Genomic DNA, 17,436 nt, shown 5'->3' on the forward strand with positions numbered 1-17,436 from the left:
TGAGCGGAGTCGAACGGGAGGTGAAGGGATGGGCTTGCCGTGAGCGGAGTCGAACGTAAAGGGTATGGTTCTCCTCAATTTTGCAGAGTGAGTGTTTTGTCAACAGTCAGGTGTGGGGTGGCAGCGAGACGTTAAGACCTCGGAGGTTTTGCAAAACCTCCGAGGTCTTGGGAGATTCATTCTCTGCTGGTTTCGACTTCGCTCAACCAGCTCGCGCCCTGAGCGGAGTCGAAGGGCAACCAACCCGCGCCCTGAGCGCAGTCGAAGGGCAATCAGCTCGACTGCGCTCAAGGTTAAGAGGGTGTGCCAATCATGCTTTCAGGACGAACTAACTGGTCAAATTCTGCGGCGGTGAGGAAGCCTAATTCGACGCATGCTTGACGTAATGTTTTACGTTCGGCATACGCTTTTTTGGCAACTTTTGCGGCGTTGTCGTAGCCAATGTGGGGGTTGAGGGCAGTGACTAACATCAGCGAGTTGGTTAAGAAGTGCTGGATCTGTTCGTGATTGGGTTGAATGCCAACCACGAGGTGATCGGTAAACAGGGAGCAGGCATCAGCTAGTAAGCGAATGGAATGCAGTAAATTGTGGATCATGACGGGTTTGAAAACATTTAGCTCAAAATTGCCTTGAGAGCCAGCAAGGGCGATCGCCATATCATTGCCCATGACTTGCACACAGACCATGGTCATGGCTTCGCATTGGGTAGGGTTGACTTTTCCAGGCATGATCGACGAACCGGGTTCGTTTTCGGGCAACAGTAATTCACCCAAACCACACCGAGGTCCCGACCCCAGCCAACGCAGATCATTGGCAATTTTCATTAAAGAACTTGCCAGCGTTTTCAGACTGCCACTGGCTTGCACGATCGCATCATGGGATGCCAGGGCAGCAAACTTATTGGGAGCGCTGGTAAAGGGTAGCCCCGTCAGATCGGCAATAGTTGCAGCAACTTGCAGGGCAAACCCTGGCGGCGCATTCAACCCAGTGCCCACCGCCGTTCCACCGATCGCCAATTCATATAAATCAGGCAATGTAGCGTGAATGCGTACCAAATCCTTATCGAGTTGGGCAACGTAACCGGAAAATTCTTGCCCCAACGTCAGCGGCACGGCATCCATTAAATGAGTCCGCCCAATTTTGATGATGCTTTGGAATGCGTCTGATTTTTCGTGCAGCGCATCTCTAAGCTTCGTCAGCATGGGCAGCAAGCGATGAACGATCTCCTCGGCGGCAGCAATGTGCATGGCAGTCGGAAAGGTATCGTTGGATGACTGCGATAGGTTGACATGGTCGTTGGGGTGAATCGGTGTCTTGCTGCCCAACGTGCCTCCGGCTAGCTCAATGGCACGGTTGGCAATCACTTCATTCGCATTCATATTCGTCTGGGTGCCACTCCCGGTCTGCCAGATGCGGAGGGGAAAGTGATCGTCCAGCTTGCCTGCCATGACTTCATCGGCAGCTTGAATGATCCAACGGGCTTTGTCTGATGGAAGTTTGCCCAGATCTTGATTGACCTGTGCCGCTGCTTTTTTGAGAATTGCGATCGCCCGGATCAACTCTCTGGGCATGACGTCATTGCCAATGGCAAAGTGGATCAGCGATCGCTGGGTTTGTGCGCCCCAATAACGGTCAGCAGGAACAGCGATCGCGCCCATACTATCGGTTTCAGTGCGGGTGGCAGTGGTAGAGGTAACGGTTTGCATCGGTTCAAATCCTTGGTGGCATTGATGATAACGGGTGGTGCTGAGGTCGCAGCCGCTGCGCTAGAAAAAAGGGGAACTGCCGAACCAATTCCCCCCTTTTCAAGGGGGGGTAGGGGGGATCAATCCAAGATTTAGGATTGTGGATTTAATAAACCCGAAGATTTATTTTTGGAAGCGCGGCTCCGCCGCGCTTTCAAAAATAAACGTCCGGGTTTTAATTAATTTGTGATTCTTAGCAAGCATAGGAGACGTGTGGGTACACCGTAGCAACCTTTGGGAGAGAGCCAGGATAAAGGTAATTTGGCAATTTATAGCAATTGAGTAGATGGTTAGGACGGTGGGGGTGTGGGGGCTGCGCCCCCAGGCAGGGGTTCCACCCCTGCACCCCGTTCAACCCGCCTCTCGGCTGCTACATATACATTTAGCAGCACTGTTTTTGAATCTGTTGTTGGATCTGGTGGGCGATCGCATCAGGAGACTGGGCAATATCGACCACGATTGCATCTTGGGGTTCTTCTAACGTATCAAATTGACTGTGTAATAACGTCGGTGGCATGTAATGGTTGTTACGTTGGCTGAGCCGATGACGAATCAACTCGACCGAACCTTTGAGATAGACCAGTTTTATCGGATCGGTCGGGTAGTAGAGGCTATCTCGATAGCTGGCTTTCAAGGCAGAACATGCCAATACCACATTCGTATGAGTCTCTACCCAGAGGTGTATGGCGTCATGTAGGGCAGCTAACCAGGGAATGCGATCGCCATCCGTTAGGGGGATGCCATGTTGCATTTTTTCGATATTACTGATCGGATGAAAGTCATCGGCATCATAAAACTGCCACCCCAGGCACGTTGCCAAACGTTGACCGATGGTTGTTTTTCCGGAACCAGACACACCCATGAGCAAAATAATCATGCAAAATTGAGTTGGTGAAACAGCGGATTGGGCGGATGGAGGGGAATGTATAACGACCTTAGCCCTGCTAGCCCGACTTGGATGCGTGCAACCCCAAACGTCGTTCGTCGGTTTTAGATTCAGTTTAAATTTAGTTGCAATCGGTATCATAATGCTTGAATCTCTGAATAAATTGCCCCGTTGGTTACTCGTTGAGCTAGCGATTCCCCTGACGATATTGAATATCTGGTTACTATTTCGGGCATTTCAATCGTTTCAAAACCTGATCACCATTTTTGTTATCGCTAATGTGCTGGCATTTATTTTGGATTTTCCGGTGCAGTATTTGCAACAACGTGGGTTAAAGCGAGGCTATGCCATTTTGGCGATCGCCTTTTTAGCACTGATTGGGGTCGTCATTTTTGGACTTGCGATCGCGCCTACCCTGCTACAGCAGTTACACGAACTGGTCGATCGTCTACCCAGTTGGATTGAGTCTGCCGATCAACAAATCCAAACCTTAGAAAACTCAAAACTGGTAGACAATCTACCCGTGGATCTAAGCCAGATTATGTCCCGACTGACTAACCTGATTTCGGGCGAATTGCAAACCTTACCCAGTCAAATTCTCGATCTAGTTTTAGAAGTGACTGATAGCGTGGTTGAAGGACTGTTGATCGTCGTGTTCACCCTCTATCTATTACTGCACGGCGAAGAATTCTGGCAGGGGTTATTTCGCTGGTTTCCTAAAGATTTGGGCATGGAAGTCCAACAAGCGTTGCGCTTGCAATTTAAAAATTATTTTATCGGTCAGGCAACCATCGCTGCACTTATGGGAACCACCCTGACCATTGCCTTCTTTCTCCTCAACGTTCCTTTCTGGCTCCTGTTTGGCTCAGGAATCGGCATTGCCGTCTTAATTCCCTTTGGCGATACGTTGAGCATTGTGCTGGTGAGTGCCCTGGTAAGCTTAAAAAGTTTTGGGCTGGGCGTTGAAGTGTTGCTCGTTGCCTTTGTGATTGATCAGGTGATTGATAATGCTGTGACACCGCGTCTGTTGGGCGAATTGATTGGGTTAAACCCTGTCTGGATTTTGCTGGCTTTGTTAGTGGGGGCACAAGTGGCAGGGTTGTTAGGCATTTTAGTTGCCGTCCCGATCGCCGGTTCAATCAACCGTATTGTCCAAGATTGGCAAGCCTCTCAAGCCAATCTATCCACTGAATTAAGTCCTTAAGATCACAGGCTAAATAAAACCCGGACGTTTATATTTGGCAGCGCGGCGTTGCTGCGCTGCCAAATATATAACGCTACGTACTTAGATTAGGACGGGGTGCAGGGTTTTTACCCATGCCTGGGGGCTGCGCTCCCACACCTCAGGTTGCACAACTTACAGCGCTTCGCGCTGGGATGTGTTTAGATTTTTTGTTGTGTGCCGCGCGGAGCGCGGCACACAACAAAAAATCTGTAGCTTAAGCAATTGAAAATGGCTGTAGGATCGTGGATTTAATAAAAGCGTAGAGCCATATTAAATCCACGATCCTTAAGAACCAGAAATAAAATGAAGTCCCAGTTTAGTTGTGGCGCGGCGTCGCCGCGCCACAACTAAACTGGGACTTCTGAAAAAGATGTGACTCCTGTAAGGGCGAAGCATTCGTTAGATAGTCTTGGGTAAATGGCGAAAATCATGGTTCGAATGCTTCGCCCCTACGATTTATTGGGATGACCTTTTCTAGACCATTATTTTGTCTTCGACGACTTTGCAGACCGGGTTGATGTTGTTTTGGTTTTAGCTGCCGATGTTTTAGCTGCCGATGCTTTAGCTGCCGGTTTTTTAGCTGCTGTGGTTGATTTGGCTTTCGTGGTAGAGGCTTTGGTCGTCGTGGCTTTAGGGGGTTCCGGATTTGAATCTTCAGCCTTGGGAGCTTCAGCTTTAGGAGCTTCCGCCTTGGGTGTCGTCATTTTTGCTGCCGCTGCCTTCGTTTTAGAAGATGAAGCGATCGCCTTGGGTGCAGTTGCCGCAGTGGGTACAGCGATCGCCGCATCAGTTGCATCGGCTTGTAAGTGTGCTTCTAGGAACCATAGCCGTTTATCAATTGCCCGCGATACCTCCGTATAGAGATCCGCCGTATCTGCATCCCCTAAATCGTCAGTCTGGGCGATGCCGTCTCGCACCAACTTGCCATACATCGCATAGCGATCGGCTAAGGCAATGACGTGGTCTTTCCCTGCTAAGATGTCCAGCGGATATTCGGGCAACGTCGAGGTTGCTGCCGCAATGCGTGCCGTTCCCAACGCCAAACCGCCCAACGCTGTAACCCGCTCTGCCAGCAGGTCAATAAACTCTTCCAATTCCGCTGCCAGCTCATCAAATAGCTCATGCAGTTGGTAAAAGTCCATTCCTTTTACATTCCAATGGGCTTGTTTCACTTGCGTCTTCAGGTCTAAGGTAGACGCTAAAGATTGATTCAAACTATCGATAACCTGTGCCCGGACATCTGAGGAAATATCGATACGGGTAGGGTGAAGAGGATGACGACCGTTACTGCCCATATGCTTGCATCCTAGAGAAATAATCAAATAACAACGATAATCGAAACATCAGCAATTGAAATCGCTTAAGGAGATTACTTTCGTAACGATTCTGAGAGCAGCGATAGAGTATCCCTGGCATCGGTCAAGCAGATGCACGCGAGAAACATCCGCAATGGCTCTGATTTTTTTAGACAGACGGGATCACAACTCCTCAGGTAACGTCTCCCACGCCTGAGCCACAATATGGCTGAGCCACACTCTCACATTTCGGTCTAACAACGCATCATCCGCCAAAACCTCATCCGTTACTTGTTGTAGCGATCGCCCTTGAGAGCGAGCCACCCGAACGACTCCTGCGATCGCGGCTGCAATCAATTCTTCATCGACTGGCTTTTGCCGAAGAGCAACTATTTCCTGAGGGCTATCTGGAATGGGATAATCCATAGCTGTGCGGTTAAAACCTACTCTCTTGTCAAACGTAATTTCAAAACAGGATTATGAGAAAGCTGTAAAGTTTTTTAAGCAATGCTTGTATTGCAGAAGTGTAACGTATTTTTGGGAGTCATCACAGCAATTTTAAGAGGGATTTGTGATTTTTTTAGGGTATATCGAGGAGTCCACCGACGTCCTCACACCACCTGAACAAAACCAGACAGAATCGACCGTTTGACGGGCTTGTTCAGACATTTTTTGAAGTTCATATTTTTGGAGTGCATATTATAAAGATGAGAGAAGTTCTCTACCTAGAAGTTCCTACTCCAGACACCCTTAGCGTCAAACACTGGTTACAGCAAACGTTTGAACCACTTTTAGGAACAAAACGTATTACTCCGGATGGATTTTGCTTAACGATCTGCGAAACTACAACGGCATCGACGGCTGTTCCAGAAAGTTTAGATCAACTTCCCTTCGAGTGGTCTGTTTTTGTTTGGTCATTGCAACGTACCACCTATCTCAAAGTTTTTCGTTGGGCACCCCGTCCAATTGCACAGGAAAAACAATTTCTTCAGCACTTGACCGAAAATCTCAGACAACAGTTTCCCCATTGTTATCCAGAACCACCGGCAATTGATTTCTCGCAACACTCTATTTTCGAAGGGCTGGAGCCGTATTATCCCGAAACCGTCAAGTACTTTCGTCGCATGCCCAATGGCGAAAATGACCTGACCCGCGTCTATTGGTGGGAAAAACGCTGGCGTGAAGGCGTCCGCCATCCACAACAGCCCAAACAGGTAATTTTTCAACAATCTCCCTCATCTCCCCTATCTTCCCCATCTCCCCTATCTCCCTCATCCCCCCCTATCTCCTACGACCTGATCTACATCGGCGGAGCCCTGGGCGTGATTCATGCGGCTGTGATGGCACAACTGGGGCATCGTGTCTTGTTAATTGAGCGCTTACCTTTTGGTCGAATGAACCGGGAATGGAACATTTCTCGGAATGAGTTTCAGAGCTTGCTGGATCTGGGTCTGTTTTCAGCAGCGGAGTTTGAAAGCTTGATCGCTAGAGAATATGTGGACGGCTTCCACAAATTTTTTGATGCCAACAATCCACCCCAAGCCAAAGCGGCTGTTTTACATACACCGACGGTGTTGAATATTGGCATTGATGCAGAAAAACTGTTGTGGCTCTGCGGCGAGAAGCTAAAGGCAGCGGGCGGTGAGATTTGGGACGAAACGGAATTTTATCGCGTAGATGTTGACCCGGAAGCTGTGACTGTAGCCGTTCAGCATTTGCCCAGCCAAACGTTGCGACAAGCTCAGGGACGCTTGTTGGTGGATGCGATGGGAACCGCTTCACCCATTGCGTGGCAGTTAAATGGTGGCCGTGCCTTTGATAGTGTTTGTCCAACGGTGGGTGCCGTTATTGAAGGTGGGTTTGAACCTGGGGTTTGGGATGCGCGATATGGCGATGTACTCAACACCCACGGTGATATTTCACGCGGACGGCAACTGATTTGGGAATTGTTTCCCGGCAAAGGCAACGAGCTAACTTTTTATCTGTTTCATTACCATCAGGTCAATCCTGAAAATCCCGGTTCATTGTTGGAAATGTATGAGGATTTTTTCACGATTTTGCCCGAATATCGTCGCTGCGATCTGGAGAAATTAGTCTGGAAGAAGCCGACTTTTGGCTATATTCCCGGACACTTCAGCATTCGCGGGGGCGATCGCCAGGTGGCGGTTGATCGGCTGATTGCCATTGGCGATGCAGCGTCGTTGCAATCGCCCTTAGTCTTTACGGGGTTTGGTTCGCTGGTGCGAAATCTGCCACGGCTGACGGAACTTCTCGATACTGCCCTACGACACAACTTATTATCTGCTCGATCGCTGAATCAAATTCGCGCATTTCAAAGCAACATTGCAGTCACCTGGTTGTTTTCTAAAGGCATGATGGTGCCAACGGGACGGTTTTTGCCGCCCTATCTGGTTAATGCCATGCTCAATACCTTTTTTGGCATTTTGGCAGGTGAATCGGAAGAGGTGAGCGATCGCTTTATCAAAGATCGGGCGGGGTGGATTCCCTTTAACCGCATGGCACTCAAAGCCGCTCAACAAAATCCATCGCTATTACTCTGGATCTGGGAACTGGCGGGTCCTCACGATATCCTGCGCTGGCTAGGTAGCTATGTGAATTTTACGTTGAGTGCAGTGATTGGCTGGCTATTGGGTTGGCTTCCCAAACTGGCGCGATCGCTACAACCCTGGCTAGAACCGCGATATCCAGCCCTATGGTTTTGGCTATTGGCACAAAGCTATGCGATTACCTACGGCATTGGTCAGCCCCAGGCACAAGCCAAACATCTGACCCCAACCTCAAGTTAAAACGGGTGAGCATAGGGGCGTAGCATTTGGCAAAACATCCTTGATTGACCTCGAAAATCCCTCAATTTTTGATCGAGCGGGTACAGATTATTTTTTGCAAGCCATGCGGAGCATGGCTTGCAAAAAATAATCTGGTTCTAGTCGAGCGCGAAGCGCTGTAAGAGGTGTCTTCCCTGATGAGATGGGTCAATTTTGTCGTAGAAAAATTCTTGAATTCCCTCTTCTTCGGTTAGCTTTCTTTGGAGAATAAAACAAAGGATTGAAATTTCAAAATTATCCTTTCACCATAAAATCAACCCGAAGATTTATGTTTGGCAGTGCGGCGATGCCGCGCTGCCAAATATAAATCTTCGGGTTTTAATGAATGTGTGATCCTAAGGAATTTGGGTTGAGACGCATTTGGGTTGGAACATATGCTGGTTTTTTTCGTTCATGGTGTCGCCACTCGTGATGTAAAGTACGCAAATCCTTTGAAACTTGCTATTAAAAAGGATTTAAACCAACGAGGTGAAACCGTTCCCCTCTTCTATTCATGTTTTTGGGGAAATGCATTAAGCGACGTTGAACGCATGTGGGATTGGATCGATCAAGATTTGCGATCGCTTCAACAAGAAGACCTCAGTACAGATATCGCAGATTGCTTTCGCTATCGAACCTTTAGAGAAGGGTTTTTGTCTGAATTTGTTGGAGATATGTTTACCTATCTCCATTCGCAGCGTGGAATCGAAATTCGAGGGGCGATCGCTCAACAGCTTTTACAATTTTGTAAAGATAATCCTCAAGAGACCGATTTACATATCATTGCCCATTCGTTAGGTACGGTTATTCTTTGGGATATTCTATTTTCTGATCGGTTTGAAAAAGATGACCCTGCATTTCAGATTCGAGAACTCATTCAAAATTTAAGCGATGAACCTAAATCAATAAAAGTTTGCCTCAAAACCATCACAACGATGGGGTCGCCAATTCTATTTTTTAACACGATGTTAGGTACTCATCCCAGTCGCGCAAAAGAATTTGCCAAACGCAATTCAACCTATGGATTGAAATGGCTAAATCTCATTCACTCTTCAGATTTAATAGCCTATCCTCTCCGAGCCATGTTCAAGCTAGAACCGGAAGATCATCTCCAAATCCGAGACGTATACATTGACACAGATAATCTGTTCGCCAAAGTTGCTCGATCAGCAGGACAGGAGATGGTCGCTATGGCAATGGATGCCGGACCATCTCATGGTGAATATTGGAATTGCGCCAAAGCTACCCAATTAATCAGCGCTCAATTAATAACTCATTAGAGGATAAAAGCACGGTGGTAATGGAGCCAAGCCACATTCTTTTAGTGGAAGACGATCCAAATGATGTCGAACTGGTGCGACTGGCGCTGCAAGATGATCCTTTAGCCAGTCGGATGGATATTGTCAACGATGGCGAGCAAGCCTTGCAGTACTTACTTGGCTCAGACACCGAACCTCCGACCCATGTGCTGCCTCGTCTGGTTATCCTGGATCTAAAATTACCAAAGATTAGTGGCATCAAAGTATTGCAAACACTGCGTTTACATCCGCGCACCCAAACGCTAGTGGTGGTTGTGATGACCTCGTCTCAAGAGGATAGTGACTTAAATGCTTGTTATGATTTGGGTGTCAACAGTTATATTGTGAAACCCCTGGATTTCCAGCAATTTACTGAAGTTGCTCGTCAGGTGGGGTTTTACTGGATGTCGCTCAACCATCCTCCGTTGCTGCACTTTTAACACCACGTTTAATTTATGTCAGAGGGTCAGCGGTTTGCAATCGCATCTCCATCTCAAGAGACTCCTCTCCGGCTATTGATCATTGAGGATTCTGACTTTGACGTAGAGTTAACGCTGATCACCCTCGAAGAAGCAGGGCTTCAGTTTATTTATGATGTGGTCGATTCACTGACGGATTACGAACACCTACTCCGCCAGAAAACTTATGATGCGGTCTTGTCAGATTTTAATTTGCCTGGATTTAATGCTTATGCCACATTAACGGCGCTACGGCAGTCAGGACAAGATATTCCCTTCATCTTGGTTACTGGCATGTTGGGTGAAGAGGCATCGGTCGAATGCATCAAAGCGGGGATGACTGATTTTGTTCTGAAAGAACGATTATTTCGATTGCCGACCGTATTAAGGCGATCGCTACAAGAGGTTCAACTGCGACACCAACAGCAGGCTGCCATTCAGCGCATTCATCGACAGGCAAAACGAGAAACCATGATCAATCGCATTGTCCAGGCAATGCGCGAAACGTTGATTTTAGAGGAGTTGCTACAAGCGACGGCTAATTCGTTGCAGGAAGCGCTGGCGGTGAGTCGGTGTTTGATTATTCGTCCCAATCTGAATCAACACATGCAAGTTTTGTATATCAGCGAAGCCTCTGACCAAGCCGATCGCTTACTGGGAAACAGGTGTATTTTTTGCCAGCAGTTTCAGTCGCTATTAAAGCAGGGGGAGCCACTGGTTATCCCTCAATTTGATGATTCTGTTGCCGTTGAATTACGGGAGATAGCCCAAAATTTCTCGGTTCAGTCTATTCTGATCATGCCACTGGTCTACCAAACTACCGTTTTGGGCGGATTTAGCTTACATGAGTGCGATCGCGAACGGCTCTGGACAGAAGAAGATATTTCGTTGGTCAAAGCAATTGCCGATCAATGTGCGATCGCTATTCATCAGGCAGAGTTATTTCAGCAGGTACAGCAACAAGCTCAGCGAGCAAAATTGCTCAACCAGATTAGCCATAGCTTAAATTCCAGCCTTGACCCCGATTATATTTTGCAGGAAATTGTTAAGCAAACGGGCGAATGTTTTGCTGTCGATCGGGTGATTATTTATGGCATGGAAAATGACATCGTTTTTATTCGTAACGAATGGTCAGCCCATGAACACATGCCTTCGGTACTAAACTTTCGGGCGAATCGTTCTGATTGGTTTGATGTCCTGGATCTGTCGGATGATCCAAAGATTCGTCGGGTGTTTCATGCCCCCGATTACAGGCAGTTACCCCCCAATCTTGTGCGGCAACAACTCATCCAGCAGTATCAGGTTTGTTCAGTGGTGGGTGTGCCGATTTTTATTCGAGAAAAATTTTTTGGTGGTATTGAACTGTGGATGACCAGTCGCGATCGCACCTTTACAACGGAAGAGATCCAATTTCTTCAACAACTGGCAGAACAATCAGCGATCGCACTGTATAACGCCCAAAGTTACGAACATTTAGAGCAATTAGTGCAAGACCGAACCCGCGAACTCGAACTCGAAAAGCAACTGTCGGATGCAGCCAATCGCGCTAAAAGTGAATTTTTGACCACCATGAGCCACGAGCTGCGAACCCCATTAACCGGCATTTTGGGCTTCACCAGTGTGCTGCTTAAGCAAGTATTTGGATCGATCAATGAAAAACAACAGCAGTATATTGAAGGGATTGATGCCTCGGGTAAACATTTACTGGAGCTGATTAATGATTTACTCGATTTATCAAAAGTAGAAGCCGGTAAAGAAGAACTATTTTTAGAAACCGTCGTCGTTCAAGAAGTCTGCGAAGCTTGTATGCACCTGGTACAAGAAGCCGCTACCAAACGAGGACTAACACTGGAAATGGCGATCGCCCCCAATATCACGATCTGTACCGCTGATAAACGTCGGCTCAAACAAATCTTGGTTAACCTGCTCTCTAATGCCGTCAAATTTACAGATGTCGGGTCTGTGCGGTTAGACGTTACCCAGGTTGATCAGATGTTGTATTTCGCTGTAATTGATACTGGAATCGGCATCTCTATCGAAGACCAGGCAAAGCTATTTCAGCCGTTTCAGCAGGTTAGCTCGGGGCTGGCACGCAAATATGAAGGTACAGGTTTGGGCTTAGCACTGGCACAAAAGCTGGCACGATTGCACGATGGCAATATTACCGTTACATCAGAGGAGGGCAAAGGTAGCCGATTTGTCTTACATCTACCCTTTAGAGCTGGTCTGGACTGTTGAGCAAAAAGGATGCGGGATACTCTCAATCACTGATATTGGGCATCTGAGATCCTGAGAGATTTGCCATTTAAGGTAGGGTAATTCGGCAACATTGGGCAAACTAAATACGTCTACGACATAGTTTTCTGTACTACTATTGCTTTTGGCTAAATACCAGTTAAAAAACTATCACATCGATTCTGGAGTTCCTATGTCAGACCCCTTAAGCACTTCATCTGAGCCGCGTAAACGCAGTGATAAGCTCAAAATTCTATTAATTCAAGGTTTAATTGGTACTGCCTCATTAACAGGTGCAACGGCGGTTCCTATTTTGGTACAACGTGCCCTGAGTCCCATCACTGCCCCTACAACCCCTGCTTCTGTTGCCCCTGCTTCTGTCATGAGCACCCCCGGAGTAACCACCAGTCCGGTGCCCACTCAAGTGGCAGAACCTAGCCCAGTCGTCACACCTGTGGCAGAACGCGAAACTGAAGATGAAGATCCGAAGGGCAAGAAAGACAAACGCCAGGATAGACGGCGTTAGAGGTTGACCTATCAACACAGATTCAACCTGCAACTGGGGGCCAGGTATTGAAAATAAATAAGGCGACAGCGGCGATCGCCAATAATACTTCTGCAATATTGCCAATGAGTGACCCCACGACAACAGCAATGCTAACTTTTAAAGCAAATTTTGCTCGTTCTCCTGGCAACATCTCTTTTCGGTAAAGGAACTCACCGAGAAAGGCTCCTAACACTGCCCCTAATAGAATGCCCACTAAGGGGCCTCCGACGGGTAAGGTTGGCAACAGCCCAAAAAAGCCGAGAGTCATACCGGCGATCGCCCCGATCTGCCCCCATTTGCTTGCCCCGACCTGCTTTGCCCCCCAGTAGGCTGCTAACAGTTCGACGCCAGCACTCAAAGCCAGAATCAACATAATAAAAATAATCGGCAGGTTGAAGTCGGCAAACCCGGTGGCAACCTCCCAGATTAAAACTGCCACCAAAATCAGACTGGGACCCGGTATTCCCGGAATAATGGCTCCGACAATGCCGACCAGCATGACAGCAATTAATATCCAATAAAGAATAGTTAGATCCATATAGTCAGCATCCCCTGTGGCGTTACGGTTGCAATGATCGATTTTGCAATCATAGCAATGGTCAATCGGATGACGTAAAAATCCAGTGCTTGCGAGAGTTTAAATAGGGTCTAGATAATTTACCAAACGTCTTTTGTATATAGCGCGCTGTGCAGGTTGATTCAGTACGGTGTTGTGGGGCGCGGAGCGCCCCACAACACCGTTTCTGTACTTAACGAACTTGCATACTGCTATAAGGGAGCGATCGCTCCCTTATAGCGCTTCGCATCGGGAGAGACTAGTTCTAACTCAGTTTGTGTTGCCCCAGCGTAGGGGCATAGCACTGGGTCAAAGATGCTGGATTTACCTCGAAAATTCCTGCCCAAATGCTACGCTCTTACAGGATGGGGTGACTCCACTACAAAATCCGTCAGAACTAGAGGAGAGATTGCGGTTATTGCGAGAGACGCACCCTGGAAGGGTGCGCCTCTCGCAACCCGTTTGAGATTGCTACGGTAAGATTGCTATAGGGATGACCTACTGAGCAAAAAAGTCTTTGACCGTATCAACGATACCATTGGTATTTTGCTGTGCTTTTGCACCCGCTTGCTCGATCGCACTCTGGGTTCTAGCGGCATCCCGTTCTGCTCTGCCTTTGACAACGGCTTTGGTTTCGTTGACCGCACCTTTGGTCCGAGCCAGGTCGCGCTTGACTTTCCCTTCAACTCGATTGCCAGCGTTGTTGAATGCGCCTTTGGTTCTACCCAGATCTTGTTGTGCCCGTCCTTGTGCCTGCTTGGCTGTGCCTTCAATTTGGTCACGCACACCTGTAGAGGCAAGCTGGTAGGGAGCTGCTACAGCCGCAGGTGTGACATTGAGCAGCACGTTTGGGAACCCTAAACCCACCGTCAATACGCACATCAATACACAAAATACTTTGCTAATTTTACGTACGACTTGAGTCATTACATTGGTTTTCATATGTACCATCCTAAGCGTAATCGATTGTATCTCTGTTGTATATTGAACCGACAACAAAGTACGCCCTTCTTACGATAGAGGTTTGAAAATTTTAAGACAGAGATTGTTAGGGCTTTGATGAAATCGCCTCTAAAAACTCTCCTACAAGCAAAGTGTCATGTCAAATTCATCTTGCCAACACACACCTGACAAACCAGGTTGATAGATTAAATTCACAGGTGAATGAATGCTATGGAGAGGGCGCTACCGATCGCTTTTTGGGAAGCTCAGATCTTTACAGAGGGTGTAAATTCGGTAGTAGCCCACTCTTTTCTCTGTTTTCATCTAAAAGTTTTGGGTCAGTTGTTTTAATAATTTAAATTCGTAATTGCGAGCGAGATGGCTGAGGTTGGCGATCAGGCGACTATGCTCGGCTGGAATTTTTTGAATTAAGACCAGAATGCGATCGTCATCGCAATATAGGGCAGCTTGATGTAAAGCATTTAGCCACTCAGCAGGCATCACTGCCAGATCTGCTGCAACTAGTGGACTTGAGTCAGAAGAGGTGGTTGAGCAAGCGTCAAACGCGATCGCCGGTTCAGTTTCCGCGTAGAGATACCGTAAGCCCAAATGTTCTGCCATCTTGGCAAATATTTCTTCTTCCTGGAAAGGTTTTCTCAAGAAATCGTTACAGCCTGAAGCCAGGGCAAGGCTGCGATCGCTTTGAGATGCCTGAGCTGTCAGGGCAATAATAACCGGGGAGGAGCGGGTATCAGTTCGAGTATCAGTTGAGTCCATTCCTGCTGCTTGATTTGCCTCCATGCGGATCTGGTGAGTTGCCTCATAGCCATCGAGGTATGGCATCCGAATGTCCATCCAAATCAAATCGGGTTGCCATTCTCGCCACCGCAGAATTGCTTCTCGACCGTCGGCAGCTTCTTGCAGCTCTAACCCAGAACGACTCAATAATTTCACCAACAGTTGACGATTGACGGGCTGATCATCGACTACCAGGATGCGACAGGTGGGTTGATCGGGAGCCAATCCAATAATTTGTCGGGGCACTTGCACGACCGGAACTTCCGTCGCTGTTGTGAGCCGCACCGGCACAATTACTTCAAATCGGCTGCCCTTGCCTACCGCACTCGATACACTCAACGTTCCTCCCATCAACTGGACAAATTTGCGACTGATGGTTAGCCCTAACCCGGTACCCCCGGAGGTCGTTTTGCCGGCCTGGGTTTGCACAAATGCATCGAAGATGGTGGATTGATCTGCTTCAACAATGCCAATGCCCGTATCTTCTACCACACAGTGCAAGGCAATGGGGTAAGGGGCTTCGTCAAAACGGCATCGAACCCGCAATGCTACATAACCTTTGACAGTAAATTTGATGGCGTTGTTGAGCAAATTGATCAAAACCTGGCGCAGTTTTTGCACATCGGCAATCACATAGTGGGGCACATCATCAGCCAGATCAATCTGCAACTGCAAGCCCTTATCTTCAATCCGCTGACGAAACATATTCTGAAGGATTTGCACCAACGCCAGCAAATCAAAACTGCTTTCATCCAGGCTGCTTTGTCCGGCTTCAATTTTAGATAGATCTAGAATTTCATTAATCAGATGTAACAGATGATCCCCGCTGCTATGAATCGTATGCAAATGTTCGCTTTGCTCGGCAGTGAGCTGGGGATCTCGCCGCATCAGCTGGGTAAATCCCAAAATCACGTTGAGCGGGGTACGCAGTTCGTGGCTCATATTTGCCAGAAAGATACTTTTGGCTTTGTTGGCAATTTCTGCGGCTTCTTTGGCTTGTTTTAGCTCTAGCTCTGTGCGTTTGCGTTCGGTAATGTCGATGGCAACGCCGCCTACCAGACACTGCCCGGTCGAGTCAGCGATCGGAAATTTGTAGACCAAAAATTCACCCAGGGTGCCGTCGTATCGTGGGGCGACTTCGATCGCCTCCAACGTTTGACCGCTAGCTGCCACCTGTTGTGTGTTGGTCAACAGCGGCTGGGCAATTTCTGCGGGGTATAGGTCAAATACAGTTTTGCCAATCAGGTTGCCGCTCGGCAACAGAAACGTTTTTAAGTACGTTTGACTGACGTAGAGCATTCGCCCTGCGTTATCGGTAATCCAGGCGGTAGCAGGGCTATGATCCATAAAAGCTTGGAATCGAGCTTGCGAAACTCGCAGTAAGCGTTCGACTCGTTCCCGTTCAAACAGTTCTCGTTGCAATCGATCGTTGGTTTGCATTAACTGGGCAGTGTGGTCTGCCACCCGACTTTCTAGGGATTGATTGATGTGTTCGAGTTGCTGTTTGCTAAGGTGTAACTTTTGATAAAGTTCTGCTTGCTGAATGGCGATCGCCAGTTGCACTGAAAGTTGCTCTAATAATTTCACTTCAGTGTCTTGCCACTGCCGCACTGACGAGCATTGATGGGCAATCAGTAAACCCCAGAGATTGGGCTTGGAAGGCAAAGAGATAGCGGACTGCGTTTCTAAATCAGAATCAGAGGTTAGCAAAACAGGAACAATCAGATTTGCCTTAATCTGATAGCGCTCTAGGAGTTTAATATGGCACTCACTGAGACCAGCTTCATAAATATTGGCGATCGCCCGACTTTTGCCCTGACGATACGTGCCCCCTAGATTTTCTTGAAAACAAGAATCTTGAATTTGGGTATTCAGGCTGGCATTCCAATCGGGCAAAACGGATTCTGCCACGATGGTGCCATTCATCTCTGGGGTAAATTGGTAAACCACGACCCGATCGGACTTTAAAAACCGCTGGACTTGAGTCACAACTGTGGTCAAGATTTGATTCAGCTCTAGTGATTGACAAATATCCAACGCGATCGCGCTGACCATGCGTTGTTGCTCTTGCTGCCGTTGTAATTCTTGCTGGAGTCGCCGCTGTTCGATAGCATTCCGCACGACATGACAGAGAGTCTCAGCCGCCAGCCTTTTTTTATTGAGATAATCGTGTGCCCCTAGCTTTATTGCCTGAACGGCAACGGTGACATCACTCTGCTCGGTCAACATGACCACTAGCGGTGGGCGATCGCTGCTCATGTGCTGCAAAGCTTGCAAAATCTCTAAGCCATCGAGATCTGGCAACATAAAATCGAGCAGTACTAGATCAGGCTTGAGTTGCTGATATAGAGTCAACGCTTGTTCGCCCGATATGGCTTCCGTGATGGTGTAGTCACAGACTGGATCGTGCTGAAGAAACCGACGATACGTAACTCTATCTGTTTCAGAGTCATCTACAATGAGCACACTGTAATGACTATGCATGGGCTATTCCTCTGATCTAGAACGGGTGCGAGTGCTCAGTACTGGTTTTCACAGGTCGGGTTTGGTTATGAGGAATACAGGGACTGCGCCCCCTAGTCGAAGGCACTGCCCCCATCCCCCAATTCCAACCCTATTTATGACA

The 17,436-nt window shown here is 47.9% G+C and carries 13 protein-coding genes and 1 pseudogene; 6 read left to right on the forward strand and 8 right to left on the reverse strand.

The annotated features are described in order from the left end of the window. Positions 1–293: 293 nt before the first annotated feature. The gene (gene fumC / locus ACR6Z4_RS15870; protein WP_479718271.1) at positions 294–1,706 is read right to left on the reverse strand and encodes a class II fumarate hydratase; all 1,413 of its coding nucleotides are present in this window, start codon (positions 1,704–1,706) and stop codon (positions 294–296) included. A gap of 421 nt (positions 1,707–2,127) precedes the next feature. Continuing rightward, positions 2,128–2,622: a gluconokinase gene (locus ACR6Z4_RS15875; protein ID WP_479718272.1), complete on the reverse strand. Its 495-nt coding sequence runs from the start codon at positions 2,620–2,622 to the stop codon at positions 2,128–2,130. A gap of 151 nt (positions 2,623–2,773) precedes the next feature. Between ACR6Z4_RS15875 and ACR6Z4_RS15880 the strand changes: the two genes are divergently transcribed. Beyond that, the gene (locus ACR6Z4_RS15880; RefSeq protein ID WP_479718273.1) at positions 2,774–3,835 is read left to right on the forward strand and encodes an AI-2E family transporter; all 1,062 of its coding nucleotides are present in this window, start codon (positions 2,774–2,776) and stop codon (positions 3,833–3,835) included. A 758-nt stretch (positions 3,836–4,593) separates the two neighbouring features. Here the strand turns inward: ACR6Z4_RS15880 and dps are convergent. Together dps and ACR6Z4_RS15890 are read right to left on the reverse strand one after the other, a co-directional pair. Continuing rightward, positions 4,594–5,151, reverse strand: a pseudogene (dps, locus tag ACR6Z4_RS15885) (DNA starvation/stationary phase protection protein Dps); the annotation flags it as partial. Positions 5,152–5,334: 183 nt separating this feature from the next. After that, entirely contained in the window at positions 5,335–5,577 is a 243-nt protein-coding gene (locus tag ACR6Z4_RS15890) for a hypothetical protein (protein ID WP_479718274.1), read from the reverse strand. Positions 5,578–5,858: 281 nt separating this feature from the next. On the opposite strand from ACR6Z4_RS15890, the gene ACR6Z4_RS15895 reads away from it, so the two are divergent. The 5 genes from ACR6Z4_RS15895 to ACR6Z4_RS15915 all read left to right on the forward strand — a co-directional run bounded on the left by ACR6Z4_RS15895 (position 5,859) and on the right by ACR6Z4_RS15915 (position 12,493). Next, positions 5,859–7,958 (forward strand): NAD(P)/FAD-dependent oxidoreductase, encoded by a 2,100-nt coding sequence (locus ACR6Z4_RS15895; RefSeq protein ID WP_479718275.1) that lies wholly within the window; start codon positions 5,859–5,861, stop codon positions 7,956–7,958. A gap of 569 nt (positions 7,959–8,527) precedes the next feature. Continuing rightward, positions 8,528–9,256, forward strand: coding sequence for a lipase family protein (locus ACR6Z4_RS15900; RefSeq protein ID WP_479718276.1), 729 nt, complete (start codon positions 8,528–8,530; stop codon positions 9,254–9,256). A 20-nt stretch (positions 9,257–9,276) separates the two neighbouring features. Beyond that, positions 9,277–9,714, forward strand: coding sequence for a response regulator (locus ACR6Z4_RS15905; RefSeq protein ID WP_479718361.1), 438 nt, complete (start codon positions 9,277–9,279; stop codon positions 9,712–9,714). Between the two features lie 15 nt (positions 9,715–9,729). Continuing rightward, positions 9,730–11,970 (forward strand): GAF domain-containing protein, encoded by a 2,241-nt coding sequence (locus ACR6Z4_RS15910; protein WP_479718277.1) that lies wholly within the window; start codon positions 9,730–9,732, stop codon positions 11,968–11,970. Between the two features lie 190 nt (positions 11,971–12,160). Next, positions 12,161–12,493: a hypothetical protein gene (locus ACR6Z4_RS15915; RefSeq protein ID WP_479718278.1), complete on the forward strand. Its 333-nt coding sequence runs from the start codon at positions 12,161–12,163 to the stop codon at positions 12,491–12,493. A gap of 22 nt (positions 12,494–12,515) precedes the next feature. On the opposite strand, the gene ACR6Z4_RS15920 is transcribed toward ACR6Z4_RS15915, so the two are convergent. The 4 genes from ACR6Z4_RS15920 to ACR6Z4_RS15935 form a co-directional block, all read right to left on the reverse strand. Next, positions 12,516–13,052, reverse strand: coding sequence for a DUF456 domain-containing protein (locus ACR6Z4_RS15920; RefSeq protein ID WP_479718279.1), 537 nt, complete (start codon positions 13,050–13,052; stop codon positions 12,516–12,518). 230 nt (positions 13,053–13,282) lie between these two features. Beyond that, the gene (locus tag ACR6Z4_RS15925) at positions 13,283–13,417 is read right to left on the reverse strand and encodes a hypothetical protein (RefSeq protein WP_479718280.1); all 135 of its coding nucleotides are present in this window, start codon (positions 13,415–13,417) and stop codon (positions 13,283–13,285) included. Positions 13,418–13,568: 151 nt separating this feature from the next. Continuing rightward, positions 13,569–14,012 (reverse strand): CsbD family protein, encoded by a 444-nt coding sequence (locus ACR6Z4_RS15930; RefSeq protein WP_479718281.1) that lies wholly within the window; start codon positions 14,010–14,012, stop codon positions 13,569–13,571. A gap of 324 nt (positions 14,013–14,336) precedes the next feature. Further along, positions 14,337–17,294: a response regulator gene (locus tag ACR6Z4_RS15935; RefSeq protein ID WP_479718282.1), complete on the reverse strand. Its 2,958-nt coding sequence runs from the start codon at positions 17,292–17,294 to the stop codon at positions 14,337–14,339. Positions 17,295–17,436: the final 142 nt, after the last annotated feature.

The organism is Calyptranema fuscum S582 (assembly GCF_055793305.1).

What these genes read in the sequence shown, in the direction of transcription:
- fumC (WP_479718271.1), bottom strand. Translation starts at nt 1,706, where the DNA reads ATGCAAACCGTTACCTCTACCACTGCCACCCGCACTGAAACCGATAGT.
- ACR6Z4_RS15875 (WP_479718272.1), bottom strand. Translation starts at nt 2,622, where the DNA reads ATGATTATTTTGCTCATGGGTGTGTCTGGTTCCGGAAAAACAACCATC.
- ACR6Z4_RS15880 (WP_479718273.1), top strand. Translation starts at nt 2,774, where the DNA reads ATGCTTGAATCTCTGAATAAATTGCCCCGTTGGTTACTCGTTGAGCTA.
- ACR6Z4_RS15890 (WP_479718274.1), bottom strand. Translation starts at nt 5,577, where the DNA reads ATGGATTATCCCATTCCAGATAGCCCTCAGGAAATAGTTGCTCTTCGG.
- ACR6Z4_RS15895 (WP_479718275.1), top strand. Translation starts at nt 5,859, where the DNA reads ATGAGAGAAGTTCTCTACCTAGAAGTTCCTACTCCAGACACCCTTAGC.
- ACR6Z4_RS15900 (WP_479718276.1), top strand. Translation starts at nt 8,528, where the DNA reads ATGTGGGATTGGATCGATCAAGATTTGCGATCGCTTCAACAAGAAGAC.
- ACR6Z4_RS15905 (WP_479718361.1), top strand. Translation starts at nt 9,277, where the DNA reads ATGGAGCCAAGCCACATTCTTTTAGTGGAAGACGATCCAAATGATGTC.
- ACR6Z4_RS15910 (WP_479718277.1), top strand. Translation starts at nt 9,730, where the DNA reads ATGTCAGAGGGTCAGCGGTTTGCAATCGCATCTCCATCTCAAGAGACT.
- ACR6Z4_RS15915 (WP_479718278.1), top strand. Translation starts at nt 12,161, where the DNA reads ATGTCAGACCCCTTAAGCACTTCATCTGAGCCGCGTAAACGCAGTGAT.
- ACR6Z4_RS15920 (WP_479718279.1), bottom strand. Translation starts at nt 13,052, where the DNA reads ATGGATCTAACTATTCTTTATTGGATATTAATTGCTGTCATGCTGGTC.
- ACR6Z4_RS15930 (WP_479718281.1), bottom strand. Translation starts at nt 14,012, where the DNA reads ATGAAAACCAATGTAATGACTCAAGTCGTACGTAAAATTAGCAAAGTA.
- ACR6Z4_RS15935 (WP_479718282.1), bottom strand. Translation starts at nt 17,294, where the DNA reads ATGCATAGTCATTACAGTGTGCTCATTGTAGATGACTCTGAAACAGAT.